This is a genomic window from Longimicrobium sp., assembly GCF_036280135.1.
Taxonomy (GTDB): Bacteria; Gemmatimonadota; Gemmatimonadetes; order Longimicrobiales; family Longimicrobiaceae; genus Longimicrobium.
Map to the genome: position 1 here is coordinate 1 of NZ_DASURI010000801.1, position 23669 is coordinate 23669.

22 protein-coding genes are annotated in these 23669 nt (G+C 71.7%); 8 read left to right on the forward strand and 14 right to left on the reverse strand.

Annotation, left to right across the window (positions count from 1 at the left end):
• Positions 1-114: 114 nt before the first annotated feature.
• Both VFZ20_RS25810 and VFZ20_RS25815 read right to left on the reverse strand, forming a co-directional pair.
• Positions 115-537: a hypothetical protein gene (locus tag VFZ20_RS25810; RefSeq protein WP_329686844.1), complete on the reverse strand. Its 423-nt coding sequence runs from the start codon at positions 535-537 to the stop codon at positions 115-117.
• A gap of 109 nt (positions 538-646) precedes the next feature.
• Positions 647-1075, reverse strand: coding sequence for a hypothetical protein (locus VFZ20_RS25815; protein WP_329686845.1), 429 nt, complete (start codon positions 1073-1075; stop codon positions 647-649).
• Between the two features lie 197 nt (positions 1076-1272).
• Here VFZ20_RS25815 and VFZ20_RS25820 point away from each other — a divergent pair, with 197 nt between their 5' ends.
• Both VFZ20_RS25820 and VFZ20_RS25825 read left to right on the forward strand, forming a co-directional pair.
• Complete coding sequence (locus tag VFZ20_RS25820; protein ID WP_329686846.1) at positions 1273-2184, forward strand: aldo/keto reductase; 912 nt, start codon at positions 1273-1275, stop codon at positions 2182-2184.
• A gap of 547 nt (positions 2185-2731) precedes the next feature.
• Positions 2732-4279, forward strand: a complete 1548-nt coding sequence (locus tag VFZ20_RS25825) for a hypothetical protein (protein WP_329686847.1) — start codon at positions 2732-2734, stop codon at positions 4277-4279.
• A gap of 504 nt (positions 4280-4783) precedes the next feature.
• Here the strand turns inward: VFZ20_RS25825 and VFZ20_RS25830 are convergent.
• Positions 4784-5683, reverse strand: a complete 900-nt coding sequence (locus VFZ20_RS25830; RefSeq protein ID WP_329686848.1) for an NAD(P)H-hydrate dehydratase — start codon at positions 5681-5683, stop codon at positions 4784-4786.
• On the reverse strand, positions 5680-6444 hold the full coding sequence (locus VFZ20_RS25835) for a histidine phosphatase family protein (RefSeq protein ID WP_349264132.1): 765 nt from the start codon (positions 6442-6444) through the stop codon (positions 5680-5682). Before VFZ20_RS25835 ends, VFZ20_RS25830 begins: the two co-directional genes overlap by 4 nt.
• Positions 6445-6561: 117 nt before the next feature.
• On the opposite strand from VFZ20_RS25835, the gene VFZ20_RS25840 reads away from it, so the two are divergent.
• The gene (locus tag VFZ20_RS25840; RefSeq protein ID WP_329686850.1) at positions 6562-7257 is read left to right on the forward strand and encodes a phosphatase PAP2 family protein; all 696 of its coding nucleotides are present in this window, start codon (positions 6562-6564) and stop codon (positions 7255-7257) included.
• Positions 7258-7443: 186 nt separating this feature from the next.
• Here VFZ20_RS25840 and VFZ20_RS25845 read toward each other — a convergent pair whose 3' ends face one another.
• The 10 genes from VFZ20_RS25845 to VFZ20_RS25890 all read right to left on the reverse strand — a co-directional run bounded on the left by VFZ20_RS25845 (position 7444) and on the right by VFZ20_RS25890 (position 16697).
• Positions 7444-8409 (reverse strand): hypothetical protein, encoded by a 966-nt coding sequence (locus VFZ20_RS25845; protein ID WP_329686851.1) that lies wholly within the window; start codon positions 8407-8409, stop codon positions 7444-7446.
• Entirely contained in the window at positions 8410-9267 is an 858-nt protein-coding gene (locus VFZ20_RS25850) for a DUF2167 domain-containing protein (protein WP_329686852.1), read from the reverse strand.
• Between the two features lie 311 nt (positions 9268-9578).
• Positions 9579-10406, reverse strand: a complete 828-nt coding sequence (locus VFZ20_RS25855; RefSeq protein WP_329686853.1) for an RDD family protein — start codon at positions 10404-10406, stop codon at positions 9579-9581.
• A gap of 368 nt (positions 10407-10774) precedes the next feature.
• Entirely contained in the window at positions 10775-10942 is a 168-nt protein-coding gene (locus VFZ20_RS25860; RefSeq protein WP_329686854.1) for a hypothetical protein, read from the reverse strand.
• A gap of 414 nt (positions 10943-11356) precedes the next feature.
• A complete protein-coding gene (locus tag VFZ20_RS25865) occupies positions 11357-11746 on the reverse strand; it encodes a DUF4365 domain-containing protein (protein WP_329686855.1) in 390 nt (129 codons plus the stop codon).
• Between the two features lie 44 nt (positions 11747-11790).
• Entirely contained in the window at positions 11791-12276 is a 486-nt protein-coding gene (locus VFZ20_RS25870) for a DUF4365 domain-containing protein (RefSeq protein WP_329686856.1), read from the reverse strand.
• 391 nt (positions 12277-12667) lie between these two features.
• A complete protein-coding gene (locus VFZ20_RS25875; protein WP_329686857.1) occupies positions 12668-13552 on the reverse strand; it encodes a 3-hydroxybutyryl-CoA dehydrogenase in 885 nt (294 codons plus the stop codon).
• A 122-nt stretch (positions 13553-13674) separates the two neighbouring features.
• Positions 13675-14400 carry a hypothetical protein gene (locus VFZ20_RS25880; protein ID WP_329686858.1) on the reverse strand — a complete coding sequence of 242 codons (726 nt, stop codon included), beginning with the start codon at positions 14398-14400 and terminating at the stop codon, positions 13675-13677.
• 28 nt (positions 14401-14428) lie between these two features.
• Positions 14429-15388 (reverse strand): hypothetical protein, encoded by a 960-nt coding sequence (locus VFZ20_RS25885; protein ID WP_329686859.1) that lies wholly within the window; start codon positions 15386-15388, stop codon positions 14429-14431.
• Between the two features lie 88 nt (positions 15389-15476).
• Positions 15477-16697 carry an acetyl-CoA C-acetyltransferase gene (locus VFZ20_RS25890; RefSeq protein WP_329686860.1) on the reverse strand — a complete coding sequence of 407 codons (1221 nt, stop codon included), beginning with the start codon at positions 16695-16697 and terminating at the stop codon, positions 15477-15479.
• Between the two features lie 182 nt (positions 16698-16879).
• Between VFZ20_RS25890 and VFZ20_RS25895 the strand changes: the two genes are divergently transcribed.
• The 5 genes from VFZ20_RS25895 to VFZ20_RS25915 all read left to right on the forward strand — a co-directional run.
• Positions 16880-18007, forward strand: a complete 1128-nt coding sequence (locus tag VFZ20_RS25895) for a hypothetical protein (RefSeq protein WP_329686861.1) — start codon at positions 16880-16882, stop codon at positions 18005-18007.
• The gene (locus VFZ20_RS25900; RefSeq protein WP_329686862.1) at positions 18004-18390 is read left to right on the forward strand and encodes a hypothetical protein; all 387 of its coding nucleotides are present in this window, start codon (positions 18004-18006) and stop codon (positions 18388-18390) included. Before VFZ20_RS25895 ends, VFZ20_RS25900 begins: the two co-directional genes overlap by 4 nt.
• Before the next feature lie 138 nt (positions 18391-18528).
• Positions 18529-19293, forward strand: coding sequence for an AAC(3)-IV family aminoglycoside N-acetyltransferase (gene aac(3)-IV, locus VFZ20_RS25905; RefSeq protein WP_329686863.1), 765 nt, complete (start codon positions 18529-18531; stop codon positions 19291-19293).
• Between the two features lie 255 nt (positions 19294-19548).
• Positions 19549-21489, forward strand: coding sequence for an ATP-dependent metallopeptidase FtsH/Yme1/Tma family protein (locus VFZ20_RS25910; protein ID WP_329686864.1), 1941 nt, complete (start codon positions 19549-19551; stop codon positions 21487-21489).
• Between the two features lie 207 nt (positions 21490-21696).
• On the forward strand, positions 21697-23669 hold a 1973-nt coding region (locus VFZ20_RS25915; RefSeq protein WP_329686865.1), incomplete at its 3' end, for an Ig-like domain-containing protein.

Here is a 23669-nt window from a genome sequence, read left to right on the forward strand (position 1 = left end):
GCGGGGTGCGCGCAGCGCCGAATGACTCCGGATGACGCGTCCGCGCGGATCGCGACGAACGGAGGGCGGGCACGACGTTCCGCGCCCGCCCTCCTCGTCTTCCCCCCGCCGGCTTCAGTCGATGGTAAAGACCGGGTAGGCGACGAGCCGGACGCGGTAGTCGGGATCCGGCTCGCTGACGCTGCGGGCCGGCTCCAGCCGCACCAGCTCGAACGCGTGATAACTGTAGACGTCGCGCGGCGGCGCCCCGTCCGTGCGCACGGTGAGGATCTTCGACTCGCGGCCTTCCTGCGAGACGCGCAGCTGGAGGGTCGCGTGGCCGGCGTCCACGCAGTTGGCCTCGATGGGGCAGCGCGTATCCTCCGACACGCCGATGAACTGCACGGCAATGCCGGGCCCCCGCACGACGGCCTTGTCGCCCTCGTCCAGGGTGAACTCGCTGTCGAGCTCGACGAGGCGGGCGTCGCCGCCGCCGGTGGGAAGAACGCCGCAGGCGGCGGTAAGCGCGAGCAGGGCGCTGACGAGAATTCGGTTCATGGCAGGGTGAGGCTGGTGTGATGAGTCTGTACCTCCGCCCCACAAACGCGCGGGCCGGCGCGGTCGTGACACCGCGCCGGCCCGCATCCACCGAACGTTCGCCCCGGGATCAGCCGCGGACGACGTGCAGCCGCACGACGGAGCTGTCGGACGGCTCCTCGCCCGCGCGGGGCTGCGGCCGCAGGTCCACCACCGTGATCACGTAGCCCTCGTGGCTCACCGTGCGCGGGTTGTTGTGCGTGTTGAGCTGCACCATGCGCGTGGCCTCGCCGCGCTCGTGCAGCACCAGGCCCACCATGGCGTTGCCGGCCGTGACGCACTGCGTGCCCTCGGGGCAGCGCGCGTCCTCCATGACCCGGGCAAAGGTGATGGCCAGCCGCTCCTCGTCCAGCAGCACCGTCTCGCCCAGGGAGACCTCGACCTGCTGGCTGGCGTCGGTGCCGGGCACCGGCCCCGTGCGGAACGTGTTGATGCACCCCGCCAGCATCGGCAGCAGCACCAGCGCGCCCCGCCGCGCCCACCTGGATCCGTTCGTCATCGGCTGGTTCCCACGCAATCGTCCGGGAGGTTCGCGAAAGGCGTCCGCCGTCCGCATGTCACAGTGCGTCGCAAGCTACACGCCGGATGCCGTTCGCGCACGATGTTTCCACCGAGTCCGCCGTTGACGGCGTGCCGCGCGGGTGATCCATTCCGCCGCGTGGGGCACGCGCGACACTCGGAACCGGGGAGGGCGGGATGGAACGACGGCGGATCGGATCGCTGGAGGTGTCGGCCGTGGGGATCGGCTGCAACAACTTCGGCTGGCGGATCGACGCGGAGCAGACGGCGGCCGTGGTGAACGCGGCGCTGGACGCCGGCATCAACTTCTTCGACACGGCGGACGTGTACGGCGGCGGGCAGAGCGAGGTGTTCCTGGGCCGCGCCCTGGGCTCGCGCCGCGCGGACGTGATCATCGCCACCAAGTTCGGGCACCCCGGCAACGAGACGTTGCGCGGCGGGCGTCCGGAAACGGTGCGAAAGGCGGCGGAGGAGAGCCTGCGGCGCCTGGGGACGGACTACATCGACCTGTACCAGATGCACCGCCCCGACCCCGACGTGCCCATCGCGGAAACGCTGGGCGCGCTGGACGCGCTGGTGCAGGCGGGCAAGGTGCGCGAGATCGGCTCGTCCAACTTCGGCGCGGGGCAGATCCGCGACGCGGAGGACGCGGCCCCCGGCGCGCGCTTCGTGAGCGTGCAGAACGAGTACAGCCTGCTGCAGCGCGCGCCCGAGGTGGACGTCCTGGAGGAATGCGAGCGGCTGGGACAGGCGTTTCTCCCGTTCTTTCCCCTCGCCAGTGGGCTGCTGACGGGCAAGTACCGCAAGGGCCAGCCGTTGCCCGAGGGCGCGCGCCTGGCGGACCCGCAGTGGGAGGCGCGGATGCGCGCGGATGAGCGGCTGGACGCGGTGGAGCGGCTGATCGCGTTCGCGGAATCGCGCGGGCACACGGTCCTGGAGCTGTCGTTCGCGTGGCTGCTGGCGCGCCCCGTCGTGGCGTCCGTCATCGCCGGGGCCACCAAGCCCGCGCAGGTGCACGCCAACGCCGCCGCCGCCGGCTGGTCGCTGACCGCCGACGACATGGCCGAGATCGACCGCGTGCTCGGCTGATCGCGCTTGGAGGAGACGCGTCGTCCGGTGACGAGGATTCGAGCGAATCCTCGCCCGCACCCCGTTGCGTCATCCTGAGAGGGGGTTGCCAAAACCGGCCTTTCAACGGAGCCCAGGGAACGTCATCCTGAGGGAGCGCCGCGCGTAAAACGTACGCGCGCAGAACTTTGGCGCGACCGAAGGATCTTGTGTGCGACGCGACAAGTCGGCTCTGGGGCACGGAGCCGACTTGTCGCTTTGCGGGCAAGATCCTTCGTCGCCGCCATGGAACCCGCGCGAATCGGGTTTTACGCGGCGGCTCCTCAGGATGACGCTCGTTGGAGTGGCGTGCCCCGCGCGAGCGCCCCCTCCGGGCTCGCGGAGCTCGCCCACCTCCCCCAAAAACCCCTGGGGGAGGTTGGCGGACGCTGAAATCATCGCCGATGGGCGGCCTGAAGCGCATCGGAGGCATCCGCATTGTCGCCCGCCGCTTTCCCCGCTTCCCCGCCCCGCCTATCTTCCGCGCCACCACGCGTCCATCGCGATCATTTTCCCGTTCGCTTTATCCATGACCATCGTCCCCATCCGCCGCGCGCTCGCGTCGATCCTTGTCGCGGCGCTGCTTCCCGCATCCATCGCCGCGCAGGCCGGCCCGTCCGCGAACGAGGCGGCGACGGCGCGCTACCTGGAGCGCGTGCGCGGCGAGCCGGCGGCGCTCGGCATCTTCCTTCGCGAGATGCCCAAGGGCGCCGACCTGCACAGCCACCTCTCCGGCGCCGTGTACGCGGAAAGCTACCTGCGCTGGGCGGCGGAGGACGGCCTGTGCGTGCACGTGCCGCGGCGGACCATCCTCGTCCGGTCCTGCCCCGTGGCCAGCGACTCGCTGCGGCCCGCCGCGCAGATCGCGCCGGCGTCGGCGCTGTACGACACGCTGCTCAACGCGTTCAGCATGCGCGGCTGGGATTCCACGCGCATCAGCGGGCACGACCAGTTCTTCAGCACGTTCGCGCACTTCGACGCCACGGACCGCCGCACGGGCGACGGGCTGGCCGAGGTACAGCAGCGCGCCGTCCGCGGCCGCGTGCGCTACCTGGAGCTCATGTTCACCCCCGACCGCCGCGCGGCGCGCAGCCTGGGGCAGGCGGCGGGGTGGACGGACGACTTTGGGCGGATGCGCGACACGCTGCTGGCGCTGGGCCTGCGCGGCGTGGCCCGCGCCGCCAGCGCGCGTCTGGACAGCGTGGAGGCGCGCCGCGACACGGTGCTGGCCTGCGGAACGCCCCGCGCCGACGCGGGATGCGGCGCCACGGTGCGCTGGATCTACCAGGTGGGCCGCGGCGCGGCGCCGGAGCAGGTGTTCGCGCAGATCTTCACCGGGTTCCTGATGGCGGAGACGGACCCCAGCGTCGTGGGGCTCAACCTGGTGCAGCCGGAGGACTGCCCCGTGTGCATGCGCGACTATTCGCTGCACATGCGCATCATCCAGTTCCTGCGCCGCGCGCACCCGGGCGTGCGCGTGACGCTGCACGCGGGCGAGCTGTGGCCGCCGCTGGTGCCGGACGAGGGGATGCGGTTCCACGTGCGCGAGGCCGTGCGCGTGGCGGGCGCGAGCCGAATCGGTCACGGCGTGGACGTGCTGCGGGAGGACAGCGCGCAGGACCTGCTGCGGCAGATGGCGCGCGACGGCGTGATGGTGGAGATCAACCTCACGAGCAACGACGTGATCCTCGGCGTGCGCGGCGCGGACCACCCGCTGCGCGCCTATCGGGCCGCCGGGGTGCCCGTGGCGCTGTCGACGGACGACGAGGGCGTGGCGCGGTCGGAGATGTGGCGCGAGTACCTGCGCGCCGTGCAGGACCAGGGGCTGGACTACGCCGCGCTCAAGCAGATGGCCCGCACGTCGCTGCAGCACGCGTTCGTGGACGGCGCCCCGCTGTGGCGCGACCTCGCCGCCGGGCAGCCGGTGGCGGAGTGCGCGTCGTCCGCCGGCGGTCTGGACGGCGCCCGCTGCCGCCGCTTTGCCGCGCGCAGCACCAAGGCCCGCCTGCAGCTGCGCCTGGAGCGCGACTTCGCGGAATTCGAGCGGCAGGTCGCGCAGGCGGAGGAGATGCGGTAGGGCGGATGGGGTGCGGTGAGGCGGAGGAGATGCGGTAGGGCGGATGGGATGCGGTGAGGCGGATGGGATGCGGTGAGGCGGATGGGATGCAGTGAGGCGGATGGGATGCGGTAAGGCGGATCAGAATGGAGAGGCAGATCGAGTTCACGCATCCGCGCCGGCCCCTCGCCTGAGCGGGTAAACCCGCCGCTGGGACAGCCATAAGCCCCGTCTCGCGCTGACGCGCGTTGCGAACGAGGCTTCAACCGACCGAAAGGCCGCCCCGGTGCACCGGGGCGGCCTTTTCCGGGGCAGTCCGCGCAGGCGGACTTCGCGAAGTTCCAGCGGCGAATTCATTCGCTCGGCGAGGACTTCGCGTCGTCCGTCGAATCCTCGCCCGCCGATCTGCCTTGATCTGCCTTGATCTGCCTTGATCTGCCTCGATCTGCCTCGATCGGCCTCGATCTGCCACCTCCACCGCGTTTCGCCTCGATCGCCCACCTGCCGCGTTCCCCGCCCCCGCCGTCACTCCTCCTGGGTGGAGAACACGCGATGGAGGATGCGCGGCACCTCGCCCGGGAGCTCGCGCGCCAGGAAGCCGACGGCGCCGTAGCGGGCCGCGAGCGCGTTGCCGGCTTCCCCGTGCAGGAACACGCCCCACGCGGCCGCGCACAGCGGGTTCGCGCCGCGCGCCAGCAGCCCGCAGACGATCCCGCCCAGCACGTCGCCCGAGCCGCTCGTCGCCAGGCCCACGCCGCCGCCGTCGTAGCGCAGCAGGGAGCCGTCCGGCGCGGCGATGACGGTCTCCGCGCCCTTGAGCGCGACGACGGCGCCGAACCGCTCCACGGCGCGGCGCGCGGCGGACACCGGATCGGCCGCGATGTCGTCGCGCTCCACCCCCAGCAACTGCGCCATCTCGCCCGCGTGCGGCGTCAGCACGGCGCGACCCTCCAGCCGCGCCAGGGCATCCGGGTCCTCGCGCAGGGCCGCGAGGCCGCCGGCATCCAGCACCACGGCGGGCTTCTCGATCCGCCGCAACACCTCGCGGGTGAACCGGCCGGCCGCGTCCTCGTCCACCAGCCCGGGGCCGATGAGCAGCGCGTTCACCCGGTCCGCCTTTTCCGCGAGGTCCGGCGCTCCCCTGCGGTCCAATCCGTCCGACCCGCTCGCCGGCAGGGCGAACACGCGCGCCTCGGGCACGGCGATGGCCACCAGGGGCGCGATGGCATCCGCCGTGGCCAGCTGCAGCTTGCCCGCGCCGGCCCGGATCGCCGCCTCGGCCGCCAGCAGCAGCCCGCCCGGGTTCTCCACCGCCCCGCCCACGATGAGCACGCGGCCGCGGGCGTCCTTGTCCGCGTCGTCGTCCAGCGAGGGGAGCGGCATGCGCCGCAGCGACTCCGCCGTGATGGCGGCCGGCGCGGTCACTTGACCCCCACGGGCGCGTCGCGGCGGCTGGTGACGGGCGCGCCGGCCTCTTCCAGCGGCGCCACGAAGTTGAACAGGCGCAGCTCCAGCTTGCCGCCCGTGCCCAGCGCGGGGTTGAAGACGTACGACGTCACCGAGCAGTTGGCGACTTCCGTGGCGCGGTCGATGGTCAGGATCTGCTCCTCCGTCATGCACTCCAGCAGGTAGCGCAGGCACAGGACGACCACCTGGTGACAGACGATGAGCACGCGGTCCTCGCGGTAGTGCAGCGAGAGCGTGTCTAGCGCGCTGCGCAGGCGCAGGATGACGTCGCACCAGCTTTCGCCGCCGGGCGGGCGGTGGTAGAACTTGCCCAGCAGCCGCCGGAACTCCGCCTGGTCGGGAAAGCGCTCGGCGATGCCGTGCCGCGTCAGGCGGTCCAGGACGCCGAACTCCTTTTCGCGCAGCCGCTCGTCCGCCACGATGTCCGTGTGCGGGTCCGCCAGCCCGCCCGCCGCGCGGATGTGCTCCGCCGTGCGAACGGCGCGCAGGTACGGCGACGAGAGGACCACCGTGGGCCGCTCGTTTTGGGGCAGGCTGGCGAACCAGCGGCCCAGGGCCGTGGCCTGCTCGTCGCCCAGGGGGCTGAGGGGCACGTCCACGTCGCGCATGCTCAGCGCGATCTCCTCCAGCCCGGCCGCGTGGGCGGCGTCGCTGGCCACGTTGCCCGCGCTTTGCCCGTGCCGGACGATCCAGACCACTTCAGGCCACCTGCCCCCCATCCGCGTCCCCTTTCCGTTGGATGTTCCCGCCGGACGCCGGGGTCAAGGAGCGTACCAGCGTCGATTCGCCTTCGCCCCGATCCCCCATCCGGTACGGACTTCGCGTTTCCGCCCCGCATGCGATACACGGACGAGAGGGAGAACGATGACGCCCCGCGCGGGCGGGACCGTGCGGGGCGCGTGCTGGCGCTGGGCCTCGTGGCCACGACGTGCGCGGCGGGGCTCGTGCGGCTGGCGCGGGCCGCCGCGCGGCGCGAGACGGCGGCGCTGGACGAGGCCGTCCGCGAGCGCACGGCGGCGCCGGAGGATCACCCCGCGCGCGACGCGGCCGAGGCGGCGGCGCCCATCGGCAAGTGGTACACGTACCTGCCGGCCGCGCTGGCCGCGTCGGCGTACCTGCTGGCGGCGCACCGTCCGGAGCCCGGCCCGGAGCGCCGGTCGCGCGTGGCGGGCGTGGGCGCCGTGATGCTGACGGGCGCCGCGGCCACGGCCCTGAACCCCGCGTTCGACGACTGGCTTCCGCAGCCCCCCGCGCCGCCGGGCCACGAATCGCGCCGCAAGCCCGTCTTTCCCAGCGGCCACGCGTTTGGCCCGGGGGCGGTGGCGCTCGCGACAGCGTACGTGGCCGCGCGCGAGGGGCTGGCCCACCCGGCGGCCGCGTTCCCCGTCGCGCTGCTCGTCCCCGCGGTGACGGCGGGCGGGCGCGTGCTGCAGGAGAAGCACTGGGCCTCCGACGTGCTGGGCGGATACCTGGGCGGCATCGCCCTGGCTGCCGCCAGCGCCGCGGCCTACGAGGCCATCCGCAACGGCTGATCATCAATCCGCCAGCAAAAAGGAAGCGGAGCCCCGCGCGTGGGCTCCGCTTCCTGTCTCATCCGCCGTCATCCATCAACGGCAACAGAATTTCTCATGCAGAGGGAGCAGAGGCAGCAGAGTACCCCAACTGCTGTTGCAGTACTGCTGCCTCTGCTCCCTCTGCGTGAAAATGCCGTTTGGATCCTACGCGCCGCCCGGATTGGCGCGTCGGGACGAGCGGCGGCCCTTGCCCTTCCTTCGCGGCGCGGGCGGCGAGGCCGGGACTGAATCGGGCGCGGCGGCGACGGAAACCGGGGGGAGCTCCATCCGCAGCGCCGCCTCGTCCACCGTCACCAGCGCGGCGCCCTCGCAGGCGCGGCAGGCGGTGGCGTGCGGCAGGTACACGCGGCCGCACCGCGCGCAGTACGCGTCGCCCAGCACGGAGCCGGGCGGCGGAACGCGAAGGATGGCCTGCGCGTCGCCCGCCGGAAGGAGCGCGGCGGCGGGCACGCCCTCCAGCGCCAGCCCGTGCGACAGGTCGTACGCCACGGGACGCGCCCACTCCGCCCACTCGTCCGCGGGGAGCAGCGCCCGCACGGCGTCGGAGAACGCCACGCCCGCCAGCGCCCGCTCCAGCACGAGCTCCGGCCCACGGGGCGCCGTGAACGGCGAAAGGATGGGGAACGCCGCGCGCACGGCGGCCCCAAAGCCGATTCCCATCCGCCACAGCCCCAGCAGGGCCAGCAGGGCCGTCAGCAGCGACGCCACCAGCGCCGCGCCGAACGCCACCACCAGCCCCACGATCCCCACGGTGGGCGTCAGCACGGGCACGCCCACCACGAGGGAAACGAGCGCCAGCAGCGCCGGGACGCGGACGAGCCCCGTCCACAGGCCCAGGCGCCGCGGCGGCAGGCGCCCTTCGCCCAGGCCGGGGGTCAGCACCACGTGGCAGACCAGCGGGGACAGCCACGACACCAGCCGCCGCCCGGCCGTCTCGCGCGCCGGCTGCGCCACCTGCCAGGGATACCCCGCCACGTGGCGCAGCACCCACGCGCCCGCCGGAACGCGCTGGACGCCGTCCCACAGCATCAGCGCGTTCAGGATCCAGAACGCGACGGGGTCAAAGAGCCATACGTCCGGCAGCAGCTCCGGCAGCACGTCGGGCAGCACTCAGTCCTTCTTGCGCGAGAACAGCGAGCGCAGCCAGGCAAAGAAGGCCACGAGGGCCACGCCGATGGGCTTGAGCAGCTTGCCCAGCAGGCCCGTCTTGGCGGCCGCGGCCACCGCGCCGCCGGCCACCAAGGCTGTCAGGCCGTAGCCGGCCATCTTGTCGCCCTCGCGCCACTCGCTGTAGCGGCGGCCGGGGAGGAACGAGTGGCTGGCCACGATGGCGTCGAACGCCGGCAGCGCCTTTTCGAACTGCGCCGGGTCCGTGATCAGGTCCGCGTTCATCACGCCGCCGCGGCCCAGCAGGCGCACGGAGTGGTTCACGGACTTGCCCTCGCCCAGGGCCGTGACCTCGGTGGCCCACGTGAGGTTGTTGGTGCGCGGGTCGTAGAACGGCGCCTTGACCCAGCGGTCCAGGGTAAGCGTGGTCCACCCCTTGGAGCGGCGCTCCACGTTGGCCGCCTCGTTCCCGTCGCGCAGCGACTTGAGGATGGCGTCGGCGTCCAGGTCGCCGGCGTCGTTGTCCTGCACGTAGCCGCTGTCGTCAAAGCTGAAGACGACGAACCAGCTGTCCTCGTCCTCGCCCTCGCCGGTGGAGCACAGCATCAGCGCCAGGTCGCGCTCGGAGGAGGGGTTCTCCGTGAGCTGAAGGAAGGCGTGCGTGCCCTCCTGGGACGTAAAGCGGCAGTTGGGCGGCACCACCACCTGCGACTCCGTGCCGATGCGGGCGGTGTCGGGGCCGTCCTGCCACTTGATGCTCTCGAACAGCTGCTGCGACGCGTCGGGCGCCTGGGCCCGCGCGGGCAGCGCCAGCGCAAGCGCGGCCAGGGCAATGGCGGACGAGCGGAAGGGGATGTTCATCAGGGGCCTCTTCGAGGGGGAGAGGGGGTAAACGGAAGGCGCACGAAGATACATCCGGCCTCCGTGCCGGGCAACGGGAAACGTGCACAGGGTGGCGCCCCGGGGGGAGCGCCGCGACTCGGTTCGCCGCCGCGCAGCCGCGAGTTCGGCGCCAGCGGACGGACAGAGGTGATCAGCGCCGCAACCGATGGATTCGCAACGGCTTGCGTCCCGCGCGGACGTGATCGCACGGAGGCGGCGAACGGCCCGGGAGAGGCGCGGATGGGGCGGGCGTGCGGCGCGGACGCCCCACGCCCATGGGTGCGGGACGGTCAGACGTCCGCGGGCATGCTGCCGGCGACGATGACCGCGAAGACCACCACCAGCAGCAGCACCACGCCGGCCCAGCGGGGCCCGCTCATCTCGCCGTGCGTCACGCGCAGGCCCAGCCGCTGGTCCCACGCCGTCCGGCCCTCGCTCGTAAGCCGCAGAAAGCTCGTCACCAGCGTAAAGAGCGAGACGAACGGCAGGCCCAGCCCCAGGCCGCGCACCCACACCCACACACTGCGCTCCATGGCCGTGCTCAGCCCCAGCGGCGCGCCGTCCTCGCGCGTCACGCGGATGCGCAGCAGGCGCTTGCCCGGCGTGCTGCCGAACGCGCCCAGCAGCACCGTCTCGAACGGCACCACCAGGGCCAGCACCAGCACGTTCATGGCGATGGGGTTGGCCTGCTCCACGGCGTCGGGCGCCACGAGGGCGAACACGATGCCCAGCAGGATGCCGTAGCAGAAGGTGTCGATCAGCCGGGCCATCCACCGGCGCCACGGGTACGGCCCCGTGTCGGCCGCGTCCGCCTGCGCCGGCGCGTCGTACGCGTCCGCGTGCGTCCGGGCCCAGTACGCGCCGGGGTGCACGTCCACGGGCGGCGCCTGGACCGGGGGCGGCGCGACCACCGTCTCCTCGCCGCGCAGCACGGGGCCAAACTCCAGCGTGTCCGCGGCGGGGCACCAGTTCGCCATCCCCGCCGTCCACACCAGCGTGGCGGGCGGCAGCTCGCCCGAGGCAAGGAGCGCCGCCACCTGCTCGCGCGGCTCCGGGCCCGCGCGGGCGCCGTCGCGTACGAAGTACCAGTCCGTCGACATCGTCTTGATTGCGTCCATCGAAGCGGACCCGGCAGTGCCGCGTCCGCGTGGGAGACTCCGTTGGGGAGAGCTTCGGCCAATGCGCCCAATATCTCCACTCCGGGCGTCCGGCGGCAAGGCCGGTGGACGCGCTACGCGAAGAGCAAAAGGCCCATCACGCCAGCGCGTTCTGCGGCCGGCCCATCTCGCGGGTTCAGAACGTGGGAGAGCGGGACACGCGCGGAGCGGATTCGGGAGACGGCGGTCCGATGAAGATACGCCATTCAGCGCGCGCGTACAACATTCGACGCCAGAACGCGGACGGGCGCCGCGACCGTGCGGCGCCCGTCCGGCTCCCCGATGGGATCGCCGGCCCGCGCGGTGCGGGGCCGGCGGTCACGGCACCGTCAGATCATGCAGGCCCGGATCTCCGAGTCGCCGCAGCTGATGGTCACGCACTGGTCCGGACCCGTAAAGAGCTCCGCCCCCACGACGGTTCCGCGCGACGTCTGCACATCCGCCGCGGCGAAGCTCTCCACCTTCAGCGTGTCCAGGTTCAGCGTCAGTTTCTTCATCGTCCCCTCCCCTGCTCCGGGTTCCGTGCGCCGTGCCCCTCACGGCGTCCTGTGCCCGTAACCCTTTGCAGGATATGTACCTAACACATCTGTTCCCGCCAAAAGCCGAAGAAACTCCGCAACGAGAGTAGATTCTTCCTAAGTGATTGCAACGAGCAGACCTGCGCCATCTGTTCCAATGGGGGCACGGATCGCACGTCGCCCCTTCCCGTCCCTCGCATCAGCAGAAGGGTTATCCGCGCCCTGGCGTTCCACCCGACGCCCGAAGGAGAGAATTCCCACGGGTCAACGGCCATGGCTCGAACTCGCCAACCCGGCTGATCCCGCGAGCGAGTTGCGGATGCGCAGGAAAACGCGAAGGGGCGCCGCAACCGCGCGGCGCCCCTGCGTTCATCACTCGGCTGATGCGGCCAGCTACAATGCGGCTGCGTGCGGATTGGCGAGCAGGTTCCGAAGCTCATCCCGCGTCGCCTCATCGACCGGTGTCATGGGGATCGAGACGGTGTTCGCGTCCGTCTCCGCGCCGGGCGCATCCGCGCTCGGCAGCGCGTAGAACAGACGGTTCTCCTTTACGTTCGCCACGAGCAGGAGCACCGGGATGTTGGAGTTCGCCAAGCGCCGGAATAGCCGCCTCGGGACGGGATAAAGATGCTGCACCGGCCGATCGGTGGCCTTGACCTCCACCGCCGCGATGTTCACGCCCCCGTCCGGATTGTTGAAGCCGACGAAGAAGTCGTAGCCCAGGTCGGCCGTGGGCCGCGCGATGAACTCCGCGCCCAGTTCCTGGAGAAAGAGCTCGGCCATGAGAGCACCCCTGCGACCGAGCAACCCGGCTTTCTGTCGATCACTCATGAGAACACCGAAGCTGCAGGCTTGTGGTCGTTCGCAGACCAGAAATCGCGCACTTCCCGGTGAAGCACCTCAAGGTTCGTGCTCGTCAGCTCGTAGGCCACGGGGATACGCGTAATCGCCTGGACGGGCATCCCGGTGTGGATGGACCGGACGAACACGCGACCAGTCGGCTCGTGCACACCAAATATATACGTTGGACCCGGGATGCGCAGAAGTCGTTCGATATCACGTTTCCTGGACGAGATGCTCAGGTGAGTCGACTCAGCCGACAGTGCTGATGAAGTGGTTTTTACCTGCGCGAAGAAGTACGGCCGTTTTCCGCGAACGGAATTCAACTCGACGTAAAAGTCGATGGAGGGCCACTTTTCGCCCAGAAACCCGGGGCGAAAGAGAGGCTTCTCGAAGTGGCTGTAATCTGTAAGACGAAGCTCGACCAGCTTCTCGCCACGAAACCCGATTACGTCCCGGAACTCGACGACCATGAAACCGTCAGGGTGGCACGATCTGGCGAGAACCCGCACCGGATACGACTCGCCGGGCACGCTACGATCGTTGGGGCGCCAAACATGCGAGCGGAGAAATGTGCACGCAAGGGACAGCTTCGCACGAGAAAGGGCGCCGCAATCGCGCGGCACCCGGGCATCTTCCCCCTGCTCCGCCCGCCGATCAGGCGGGCGTCAGCGTTACTCGCGCGCGTCCATGCGACCGAACTCCACCGAAAAGCCGCCGCGGAGCTCCTCGCGGGGGATGCGCTCCATCCACCCTCGCCGAAGCACGCCAGCCGGCATCCGCTCAGCTCGTCGATGTGGATTGTCAACGAACGAGGGGCGCCGCACCCGCGACGCCCCTCGCACCCAGCCTGCGATCAGCCGGTCAGACCAGCTTCATCGCCACCGGCTTTTCGCCGGAGTAGTCGTAGAAGCCCTTGCCCGACTTGCGGCCAAAGTAGCCCAGGCTGACCATGCGCTTGAGGAGCGGCGGCGAGGCGTAGCGCTTCTCCTTGTACTCCTTGAACATGATGTCGCCGATCTTGTCCAGCGTATCCAGGCCCACGAAGTCGCTCAGGACGAACGGGCCCATGGGGTAGCCGGTGCCCAGCTGCATCCCCTTGTCGATGTCCTCGATGGTGGCCACGCCCTGCTCCAGCGCGCGGATGGAGTCCATCATGTACGGCACCAGCAGCAGGTTCACCACGAAGCCCGAGTTGTCCTTGCAGACGATGGGCTCCTTGCCCAGCGACTTGGCGAAGGCAAACGCCGTGTCGAACACGGCCGGGTCGGTGGCGATGGTCTTGACCACCTCCACCAGCTTCATCACCGGCACGGGGTTGAAGAAGTGCAGCCCCACCATCCGCTCCGGCCGCCTGGTGGCCGCCGCCATGTCGGCGATGGTGAGCGACGACGTGTTGCTGGCGAAGATGGTGTCCGGCCCGCAGACGGCGTCCAGCGTCTTCCACATCTCGTTCTTGACCGCCAGGTCCTCCACGACGGCCTCGATGATGATGTCGCAGTCGCGCAGGTCCTCGAGGTTCGTGGTGCCCTTGAGCCGGCCCACGATGGCGTCACGGTCCTCGGCGGCCATCTTGCCCTTCTCCACGGCCTTGCCCAGCTGCTTGCCGATGCCGCCGATGCCGCGCTGCACCACCTCGTCGCTCACCTCGCGGACGATGGTCTCGTACCCCGCGGCGGCCGCCACCTGGGCAATGCCGCTGCCCATGAGCCCGCACCCCAGCACGCCGACCCGCTTGATCTCCGCCATCCTGGTCTCCTGTTGAGTGAGCCGTCCCCCGCGGGACGGAACGTTTCGGTCAGTGTAGGTCCAGCGAGCTCGTAGCTCCGTCGAACTTCCCGAGAATCAGCCCCGCGCGCGTCCTCGATGGATCAGCCGCAGGACTTGCCGCGGCCCAGCGTGCCGTTCTCGTCCACGGACAGGGGCCACAGGTCCGCCGCGCGCGGCTCGATGACGATGCACAGCCGGTTGTCCCAGCGAACGACGCGCGGCGGATGGAAGTGGCGCAGGGGCGGCGTCTGCCAGCCCACCTCCTCCAGGGCCCGAAAGTCCCGCGCGTAGGCGCCGCGCTCCACCTTGTAGACGGACTGCAGCGTGTACGCCTGCTTGAGGACGACCTCGCCCTCCTTGGCGCGCGCCTCGGGCGGTGACTGGTGCTCCGCGGGCAGCTGCGCCAGCCGGGGCCGCTCCTCCACGCGGCCGGACGCGTCGCGCCGGGGCACGGCGCCCGCCGTGTCCGCCGTCGGGCCGCCCGCGTGCCGCGCGTAGCGGATGCAGCGCGCCGGGCGGTCCGTCTCGCACAGCTCCAGCATCTCCCGGCCCGCGTTGACGCGGTAGTCGCCGGGGACGGAGCCGGCCAGGGCGCCCTCGTACGTCACCAGCACGCGGCCGGGCTCCACCCACTCGTAGCGCCCCACGCCGCGAAACTGGCCCCGCCGCAGCAGCACCCGCCCGCCGTCGAAGAACTCCACGTCGTCGTCCGTCCCCTCCCAGCGCCCCACGAGGGAAGAGGCCTCGGCGTCCGCGTCCCCGCGGCAGGCGGTGAGGGACAGCAGGAGGGAGGACGCGAGAACGGCCGCGCGGCGGATGAACGGCATCCCGTCCGCCGTCACCGCGCACCCGCCGTCATCGAGGGCCCCACGGCCCGCGCGGACCCTTTGGCCCGCCGCCCAGCCCGCCGATGCGAAAGCCGAAGCCGCCGCCGCCCAGGTTCAGCCCGCCGGGGCCGAACGGCCCGCCGCCGGACCGGGGCATCTCCAGCTCGTTGTGCTCCACCCGGTCCAGGAAGCTTTCCAGCTTGTCCTGGGTGCTGCTCTGCACGGCGCCGTAGATGCCGCGCATGCCGAGCCACGAGCCCAGCGCCGCCGGGATGCTCAGCAGGGCCAGCGGGTCGATGATGGGCGTGGCGAGCACGGCGGCCGTGATCCCCACGGCCGCGCCCCCGCCGATGGCCGCGGCGCCCGCCGCCATGCCGCCGCGGACGCCGCCCATGTCCACGGACAGCTCCACCACGCACGTCTCGTCGTCCAGGGCGCTCACGGCCACGTCCAGCTGCGCCAGGTCCATGGCCTTGTGCGACTGGCTGAAGACGCGCATCCCCCGTCCCATGGCCGCGGCGAAGCCCGTCCCGCGCACGTAGCGCGTGCGGTCCGGGAAGCGCCGCTGGACGGCCATGTACTCGCACTTGAGCAGGTGCTCCTCCAGCATGAGCCCCACCACCGCCGCGTTCTTGCGGATGGTGCGGGCCGCGCGCAGGGTGCCCGGCCCCATGGTCTTGGCGAGGAGGCCGGTCTCCTGCGGCGGCCGGCCGCGCACGTCGGTGATGGCGCGGCGGACGGTGCCCGGATCCAGTCCCAGCTCCTGGCCAATGCGCAGCACCTCGGCCTCGGGGATGCCCTCGTCCGGCGTGCCGGCCGCGGACTGGATCTCCACGGCGCGCCGGATGACGGCCTCCAGCTCCTGGTTGCTCAGCCGGCGCGCGGGCAGCCCGCCCCCGGGCCGGGGAGCGGGCTGCTGCTGTTGCGACGGAAATCCGCCGCCGGGCTGGCCGGGCGGCGGCGCCTGGGCTCCGCTGGAGTCGCTCATTGGACGAGTGCCAAGTGCCGAGTGCCAAGTTCCAAGTACATCATTCTAACCCGGCGCTTGGTACTTGGCACTTGGTACTTCGGTTTCATCACTCCGCCGCGGCCGGGAAGGCCTCCACGACCAGGGCAATGCCCTGCCCGCCGCCGATGCACGCCGTGCCCAGGCCAAAGCGCTTGCCCTGGCGACGCAGCTCGTGCAGCAGGTGCACGGTGATGCGCGCGCCGCTCATCCCCAGCGGGTGGCTCATGGCGATGGCGCCGCCGCTCACGTTGGTGCGCTCGCGGTCCAGCCCCAGCTCCTTCTCCACGGCGCAGTACTGCGACGCGAACGCCTCGTTCACCTCCACGAGGTCCATGTCGCCCACGTCCATCCCGGCCTTCCTGAGCGCCGCGCGCGACGCCGGCGCCGGCCCGATGCCCATGTGCCTGGGCTCCACGCCCGCGATCCCCCAGCTGACCAGGCGGCCGATGGGCCGCAGGCCGTTGCGCTGCGCGTACGCCGCGTTCGCGATCATCACCGCCGCGCCGCCGTCGCCGATGCCGGAGGCGTTGCCGGCCGTGACCGTGCCGCCCTCCTTGAAGTACGGCTTGAGCTTGCCCAGCATCTCCATCGTCGTCTCGGGGCGCATGTGCTCGTCGCAGGCAAACTGCGTCTCGCCCTTGCGGCTCTTGAGCGTGATGGGGGTGATCTCGGCGTCAAAGCGCTTTTGCTCGCACGCCTGCCCCGCCAGCTGCTGCGAGCGGAAGGCGTACTCGTCCACCTGCTGGCGGGTGATGCCGTAGTGGTCGGCCAGGTTCTCGGCCGTCACCGCCATGCTGCAGCCGGCAAAGGGGTCCGTGAGCGACTCCCAGAGGAGGTCCTCGTAGAACTTGCCGGCGGGCCCCAGCCGCTGGTCGCCCCACCGGGCGCCGCGGATGACGTGCGGGGCCTGGCTCATGCTCTCCGTCCCGCCGCAGAGCGCGACCTCGGCCTCGCCCAGCATGATCTCCATGGCGCCGCTCACGATGGCCTGGAAGCCGCTGCCGCACAGGCGGTTGAGCGTGAGGGCCGGCGTGTCGATGGGCAGCCCCGCCTTGAGGCCGATGTGGCGGGCCAGGTAGATGGCGTCCGCCGACGTCTGCAGCGCGTTGCCAAAGACAACGTGCCCCACCTCCTCGGCCGGCACGCCGCTCTCGGCCAGCGCGGCCTTGGCGGCGAACACGCCCAGGTCCGTGGCGCTGAAGTCCTTGAGCGAGCCGCCAAAGGTGCCCATCCCCGTGCGCTTGGCGGAGAGGAAGACGACGTCCGTGTCCTTGCCCTGCGTTGCCATATGCGGATCAACCCTCTTGCTGCGTGGATGATGGGGCCGAAAGGAGACGCGGCAGTCTATCCGCCCGGCCCCGTCCGGTCAAGCCGATTTCCGCCCCCGGCGAGAGGCGGATGCGGTGAACCGGATTCATCCGAAGGGGTGCCTCACTGGCGGGAATCCGCTGTCTACGGTAGAGTTGTTTGATGAGCCAATCGACCCCGTTTCTCAGGCCCCGTCTCGTGGGAGAGCGGTTCCAGGAGGGAGCGATTCCCCTGGAGCTGCTGAAGGACCTGGCCGTGCTGGAGGAGATGGTCGTCGAGGTGGCGAAGTGGGTATACCTGAACGAGCATGCCGGCCGAAGGAAGGCACCGCGCGGCTTCAGCAGCAGCGTCTCGCTCCGGATCACTGGCGTGGATCGGGGGAGCGCGGTCCCCGTCATCGCGCTCTTCACGGCGGAGACGTTTCTCCCGCAGCACCGGGTCTACTTCGAGCAGGCGCGGGTCCGGATTCTGGGCGCGGTCGACGCGGCCGCGCACAATGAGCCGGTCACGGATCACCTGCCCGAAAGCCTGCTCGGCTACTTCGACCGGGTGGGTCGCAGTCTCCGGCGAGACGAATCCATCGAGTTCAATCCGGACGATCCCTCCCGCCCCGCGAGGCTGACGAAAAGCAGCCGCCGGAGGCTTGTCCTGGCGCCCGCGCACGTGCAGGCGGTGGCCGAGGAAATCGCCCTCCGAGGCTCGGTGCCGGAGGCAGACCAGGAAAGCATGAGCTTTACGCTTCAGGTGATCAGCGGCCCCAAGGTGCGGGCGACGATCGGCGCGCCGCACCTGCAGACCGTGCTCGACGCCTTCAACGGATATCGGAGCGGCGCGCGCGTGCTGGTGCAGGGCGTGGGCCGCTACAACCGCTTCAACCGTCTGCAAGGGATCGATTCGGTGGAGCACGTTACCCTGCTGGACCCGAACGACGTCGCGGCTCGGCTGGACGAGTTCCGCGACCTGAAGCCCGGCTGGCTGGACGGCAAGGGAGTCCAGCCCTCGCCGGAAGGGCTGGACTGGTTCAGCCGTAGCTTCGAGCGTCGTTATCCGGAGCACCTGCCGCTTCCCTATCTCTATCCCACGGCGGAGGGCGGCGTTCGGGCGGAGTGGTCGCTGACTCCGTTCGACCTGTCGCTGGACGTTTCCCTTGAAAGCCGTCGAGCCGAGTGGCATGTGCTGAACCTGCGGACGGACGACGAAGAATCGCAGGAGCTCGACCTCGACCACGGGGATGATTGGGCCTGGATGGCTGCCCGCCTTCGCGAGCTGTCGGATGGCGGGGTGTCGTGAAGGGAGACACGATCCTCCTGCGGCAGATCCATCCGACATTCGTGCAGCAGGGCCGCGTGACGTCGCAGGCCTTTCGCCCGACACCCAAGGACGAGAACCGCCTGTCGGCGTACGACGGAGATCAGATTGGTCCGGAGCCCGCCTGGCACCACTTCACGGCCGTCCTGGGTTTTGCGTCCGTTGGCGTCATGGGCGTGAACGTCGCCGAATGCGCGGCGCTCCACCTGCCCGTGGAACCGGACCCCGAGCCGTTCCCGGAACACGTGGTGATCGACTTCTCGGGGATGGACAAGCCGGCAATCGAGAAGCTGGCGAAGAAGCTGCGCTCCATCGCGGACGCACGAGGATGGCTGTACCAGGCGGCCTTCTTTCCGCCACGATGACTCACGATTGAAAGACGCTCCACACGGGGATCACGGGAACCATTCCGCGATCCCCATCGTTTTTCCTGGATCACGATCACGAAATCCAGGCATCGGGTTAAGGGGAGGGCAATGGAGGACGAAACCACAGGAGGAGCGATGCGCATCGCCGAGGTCGCGGAGCAGCTGCGCGCGCTGGGCGTCGAGCCCGGCGGCGTGCTGTGCGTCCACACCTCCTTTCGCGCCGTGCGGCCGATCGAAGGCGGGCCGCACGGATTGATCGAGGCGCTGCGCGCGGCGCTCGGCCCGGAGGGGACGCTCGTGATGCCCTCGTGGACGGGCGACGACGAGACGCCGTTCGATCCGCTGGCGACACCCGCGTCCGAGGACCTGGGCATCGTCGCGGACACCTTCTGGCGGATACCCGGCACGGCGCGCAGCGCGCATCCGTTCGCGTTCGCCGCCATCGGGCCACGGGCGGAGCGCGTCGTCAGCGGGGCGCTGCCCACGCCGCCGCACACGCCGGAGAGCCCCATCGGCCGGGTGCACGACCTGGACGGGCAGGTGCTGCTGCTGGGCGTGGACCACGACGCCGACACCACGCTGCACCTGGCGGAGCTGCTGGCGGACGTGCCGTATCGCATCCCCAGGCACGTCACCGTGCTGCGGGACGGCGTGCCGACGCGCGTGGACTATGGCGAAAACGACCACTGCTGCGCGCGCTTTGCCCTGGCGGACGGGTGGCTGCGCGAGCGCGGGCTGCAGCGCGAGGGCATCGTGGGGCACGCGCGCGCCTGGCTCGTCCGCGCCCGCGACGTCGTCCGTGTGGCGCGGGAACAGCTGTCGCGCGATCCGCTCGTCTTTCTCCACCCGGAAGACGCCGGCTGCGAGGAGTGCGACGAAGCCCGCCGGAGCATCGGCTGATCGCGATACGTCCGCGCGGCGCACCCTCCCCGTAGAAGAAGTGTATCCCGGTCCGCGGGAGACGGCCGAACGGCGCGAGGGGGCACTCCCGCCCCGTGCTCGACGTCGTTATCTTTTTAACTCCCTGCCGTCAAACCATTTGGCCGCCGCTTTCGGCGGCCGGGCGGCGGGTGCAAGAACGCGCATTCTTCCGCCGGCGGGCCTCGCCAGGGCCCGGACCGGCGTTTCCGTCTCGTGATTCCGCAGTGGTCCAGCATGTCTCCTCCGTCCCCTGACCGCCTTACCCCCGCCCCGCGGGAAGACGCCGAGCCGCGCACGGGCGTGGCCACCGGCAAGCCCCTCCCCCGGCGCAAGGTGGCGCCCGCCATCGCCGCGTCCGCCGTCCGCATCGGCCTGGCCGTGCTGGCCGTCGTGATCGTGGCGGCGGGCGCGTGGGCGTGGCTGGCCGCGCGCGCGCCCCACGCGCCGCGGATCGCCTACAGCGAGCTGCTGACGGCCGTGCGCGAAAAGCGCGTGGAATCGCTCGTCGTCCGCCCGGGCGACGTGATCCTGGGCGAGTGGGCGGGCGCCGCGGGTGACGTCAACGGCGCGGAGCACGACTTTACCGTCGCGTATCCCCTGCGGGACATCGACGCCCTGGCGGCCCGCGCCGAGGCCGCCGGCGTGGAGCTCACCCTGGCCGAGGCGCCGGGGCGCACCACGCCGCGCAGCATCCTCACGCTCGTCGTGCAGCTGGTGCTGGTGGCCGGCGTAGGCTACTTCGTCTACCGGCAGGTCAAGGGCGCGGGCGGCGACCAGGAGCTGGGCGGCTCGGGCGAGAGCGACGTGACGTTCGCCGACGTGGCGGGCACGCAGGGCGCCGCGGACGAGCTGCGCGAGATGGTGGAGTTCCTGCGCGCGCCGGACCGCTTCGCGGCCCTGGGCGCCCGCATCCCCAAGGGCGCGCTGCTCGTGGGCCCGCCGGGCACGGGCAAGACGCTGCTGGCGCGCGCCGTGGCGGGCGAGGCGGGCGTGCCGTTCTTCTCCATCAGCGGCTCGGAGGTCACGGGCTTCCTGGTAGGTATGGGCGCGCACCGCATCAAGTCGCTGTTCAAGCGCGCGCGCAAGAAGGGCGGCGTGATCTTCATCGACGAGATCGACGCCCTGGGCGGCAAGCGCGGCCGCAACCGCAGCCACAACGAGGACGACCGCACGCTCAACCAGCTGCTGGTGGAGATGGACGGCTTCGATCCCCTGGCGGGCGTGGTCGTCATCGCCGCCACCAACCGGCCGGACGACCTGGACGAGGCCCTCAAGCGGCCCGGCCGCTTCGACCGGATGGTGAGCGTGTCGCCGCCCACCTCGGCCGGCCGCGAGGAGATCCTGCGGCTGCACGTGGACCGGCGCGGCATCCCCCTGCACGAGGAAGTGGACCTCGCCCGGCTGGCGCGGCTCACGCCCGGCTCCACGGGCGCGGAGCTGGCCAACCTGCTGAACGAGGCGGCCATCAACGCCGCGCGCACGGGCGACCGCAGCGTGCGCTGGACGCACCTGGACGCCGCGCGCGACCGGCTGCTGCTGGGCAAGGAGCGCAAGGGCTTTCGCGCGCTGGACGCCGAGCGCGCCACGGTGGCGTACCACGAGGCCGGCCACGCGCTCGTGGGCGTGCTGTGCGCGCCGGAGGACGGGCTGCACAAGGTGACCATCCAGCCCCGCGGGCAGGCCATGGGCGTCGCCTACTTCTCGCCGCAGGACGACCGCTACCTGTACCGGCGCAGCTACCTGGAGGCGCTGATCATGAAGGGGCTGGCGGGGCGCGCGGCCGAGGAGCTGGTCTTTGGCCCCGCGGCCATCACCAGCGGCGCGCAAAGCGACCTGCAGCAGGTGAACGGCATTGCCCGCAAGATGGTGTACCAGCTGGGAATGGGCCACGAGACGGGGCTGCTGATCCACGACGGCGAGATGGGCAGCCTGAGCCCCGAGGCGCACGCGCGGATGGACCGCGAGGTGCAGGGCATCCTGGAGCGCCTGTACGCCCGCACCCGCGAGGTGATCGGCGAGAACCGCGAGGCGCTGGCGGCCCTGGCCGTGGCGCTGCTGGAGCGCGAGACGGTGGAGGGCGAGGAGGCCGTGGAGATCATGGACGAGGCGGGGATGACGCGCCCGTCCTGGCTGGAGGAGGCCATGGTGGCGCCCCTCGCGCCCGCCGCGGCCTGAAGACGGTACGAAGGTACGGGGTACGAGGGTACGCGTACGACGGAGGACGACGCGGGGGACCGGCGGGGTCCCCCGCGCTCGTTTTCGTCCCCGGTCCGCTCGCCCGCCCCGCGGACGCGAATCCGCCTCCGTACCTTCCGGCCGGATCGGGTTGTTCATAGGTTTGTCGGCCAATTTCTTCCATTCCGTGCAAGACCTTTCCATCCAATGAATCGCATCAGATCGGCGGCCGCGGCGGCACTGCTCGCCCTGGCCGCCGCTTGTTCCGGTGAAACCGCCGGCGTCCAGCCCGTGACCGTGGCGTCCGTACGGGTGCAGGCATCCGCCACGGAGGTGCTGCCGGGCGGCAGCATCCAGCTCACGGCCACGCCGCTGGACGCGGACGGCACCGCGCTCGCGGACCGTCCCGTGGAGTGGAGCAGCCTGCATCCCTCGCTGGCGGGGGTGGACGGCTCCGGCCGCGTGACGGGCATCGCGCCGGGCGCGGCGACCATCGTGGCGCGCGCCGGCGCCGCGACCGGGCAGCGGGTGGTGACGGTGCTTCCCGCGCCCGTCGCCTCCCTCACGCTTTCGCTGGACACCGCCACGCTGGAGCCCAACGCCACCCGCGCGCTGGTGGCCACGGCGCGGGACGCGGGCGGCAACGCGCTGGCGGGACGAACGGTGACGTGGACCTCCACCAGCGAGGCCGTGGCCACGGTGGACGCCAACGGCATCGTTACGGCGCGGGGCGAAGGATCGGCGCAGGTGCGCGCGGCGAGCGAGGGCGTGCAGTCCGCGCCGGCCGTCATCACCGTGCGCGTGCCCATCGCCACGCTGGCCCTCCAGCCCGCCACCGCCACGCTGGTCGTGGGCCAGAAGCAGCGGTACACGGTCACGGCGCGCGACGCGGCGGGCCGGGAGCTGGCGGGGCGGACGGTGACCGTGGCGACCTCCGCGCCGGCCGTCGTGGGGCTGCTGGCGGATTCGCTGCACGCCCTGGCGCCCGGCGCGGCCACCCTCACCGCGCAGGCCGAGGGCCGCACGGCGACGGCGCAGATCACGGTGATCGCCGCCGTGGCGGCCGTGGACGTCGCCCCCGACACCGCCACGCTGGAGCCCGGCGCCACCCGCGCGTTCTCCGCCGTGGTCCGCGGCGCGGGCGGCAGCGCGCTGGCGGGACGGGCCGTCACGTGGACGAGCACGGACCCCGCCGTGGCCGCGGTGGACGTCAACGGCGTGGTGACGGCGGGCGCCGAAGGCACGGCGCAGCTCCGCGCGGCGAGCGAGGGCGTGCAGTCCGCGCCGGCCCTCATCACCGTGCGCGTGCCCATCGCCACGCTGGCCCTCCAGCCCGCCACGGCCACGCTGGTCGTGGGCCAAAAGCAGCGGTACACGGTCACGGCGCGCGACGGGGCGGGCCGGGAGCTGGCCGGGCGGGCGGTGACGGTGGCCACCTCCGCGCCGGCCGTCGTGGGGCTGCTGGCGGATTCGCTGCACGCCCTGGCGCCCGGCACGGCCACCCTCACCGCGAGCGCCGAGGGCCGGACGGCCACGGCGGAGGTCACGGTGCTGGCCCGCGTGGTGTCCGTGGACGTTGCTCCCGACACGGCCACGCTGGAGCCCGGCGACACGCGCCGGGTCACGGCCACGGCGCGCGACGCGGACGGAAACGCGCTCCCCGGCCGGGCCGTGGCGTGGACGTCGTCCGCGCCCGCCGTGGCGGGGGTGGCGGCGGACGGCACGGTGACGGCGCGCGTGGACGGGACGGCGGGCATCCGCGCCACCGTCGAGGGGGTGCAGTCCGCACCGGCGACGATCACCGTGCGCACGCCGGTGGCCTCCGTCGCCCTGGAGGTGGCCCCCAGCGACCTGATCGTGGGGGAGAAGCGGGCGTTCGTCGTGCGGGCCTTCGACGCGCGGGGCAGCGTGCTCCCGGGCCGCCCCGCGACCGTGTCCAGCTCCGCGCCCGGCGTGGTGTCCGTGCGCGCCGACACGCTGGTGGCGCAGCTCCCCGGCACGGCCACCCTCACGGCGCGGGTGGAGGGGCACGCGGCCTCCGTGGGGGTGACGGTGCTGGCGCAGCCCACGGACGTGGGCGGCATCATCAGCACCAACCGGCGGTGGACGCTCGCCAACTCGCCGTACCGGCTGTCGGCGGCCGTGCAGGTGGCGTACGGGGCCACGCTCACCATCGAGCC

What these genes read in the sequence shown, in the direction of transcription:
- VFZ20_RS25885 (WP_329686859.1), bottom strand. Translation starts at nt 15,388, where the DNA reads ATGAGCGACTCCAGCGGAGCCCAGGCGCCGCCGCCCGGCCAGCCCGGC.
- VFZ20_RS25870 (WP_329686856.1), bottom strand. Translation starts at nt 12,276, where the DNA reads ATGGTCGTCGAGTTCCGGGACGTAATCGGGTTTCGTGGCGAGAAGCTG.
- VFZ20_RS25840 (WP_329686850.1), top strand. Translation starts at nt 6,562, where the DNA reads ATGCGATACACGGACGAGAGGGAGAACGATGACGCCCCGCGCGGGCGG.
- VFZ20_RS25820 (WP_329686846.1), top strand. Translation starts at nt 1,273, where the DNA reads ATGGAACGACGGCGGATCGGATCGCTGGAGGTGTCGGCCGTGGGGATC.
- VFZ20_RS25890 (WP_329686860.1), bottom strand. Translation starts at nt 16,697, where the DNA reads ATGGCAACGCAGGGCAAGGACACGGACGTCGTCTTCCTCTCCGCCAAG.
- VFZ20_RS25910 (WP_329686864.1), top strand. Translation starts at nt 19,549, where the DNA reads ATGTCTCCTCCGTCCCCTGACCGCCTTACCCCCGCCCCGCGGGAAGAC.
- VFZ20_RS25875 (WP_329686857.1), bottom strand. Translation starts at nt 13,552, where the DNA reads ATGGCGGAGATCAAGCGGGTCGGCGTGCTGGGGTGCGGGCTCATGGGC.
- VFZ20_RS25825 (WP_329686847.1), top strand. Translation starts at nt 2,732, where the DNA reads ATGACCATCGTCCCCATCCGCCGCGCGCTCGCGTCGATCCTTGTCGCG.
- VFZ20_RS25855 (WP_329686853.1), bottom strand. Translation starts at nt 10,406, where the DNA reads ATGGACGCAATCAAGACGATGTCGACGGACTGGTACTTCGTACGCGAC.
- VFZ20_RS25850 (WP_329686852.1), bottom strand. Translation starts at nt 9,267, where the DNA reads ATGAACATCCCCTTCCGCTCGTCCGCCATTGCCCTGGCCGCGCTTGCG.
- VFZ20_RS25810 (WP_329686844.1), bottom strand. Translation starts at nt 537, where the DNA reads ATGAACCGAATTCTCGTCAGCGCCCTGCTCGCGCTTACCGCCGCCTGC.
- VFZ20_RS25815 (WP_329686845.1), bottom strand. Translation starts at nt 1,075, where the DNA reads ATGACGAACGGATCCAGGTGGGCGCGGCGGGGCGCGCTGGTGCTGCTG.
- VFZ20_RS25880 (WP_329686858.1), bottom strand. Translation starts at nt 14,400, where the DNA reads ATGCCGTTCATCCGCCGCGCGGCCGTTCTCGCGTCCTCCCTCCTGCTG.
- VFZ20_RS25860 (WP_329686854.1), bottom strand. Translation starts at nt 10,942, where the DNA reads ATGAAGAAACTGACGCTGAACCTGGACACGCTGAAGGTGGAGAGCTTC.
- VFZ20_RS25895 (WP_329686861.1), top strand. Translation starts at nt 16,880, where the DNA reads ATGAGCCAATCGACCCCGTTTCTCAGGCCCCGTCTCGTGGGAGAGCGG.
- VFZ20_RS25865 (WP_329686855.1), bottom strand. Translation starts at nt 11,746, where the DNA reads ATGGCCGAGCTCTTTCTCCAGGAACTGGGCGCGGAGTTCATCGCGCGG.
- VFZ20_RS25835 (WP_349264132.1), bottom strand. Translation starts at nt 6,444, where the DNA reads ATGGGGGGCAGGTGGCCTGAAGTGGTCTGGATCGTCCGGCACGGGCAA.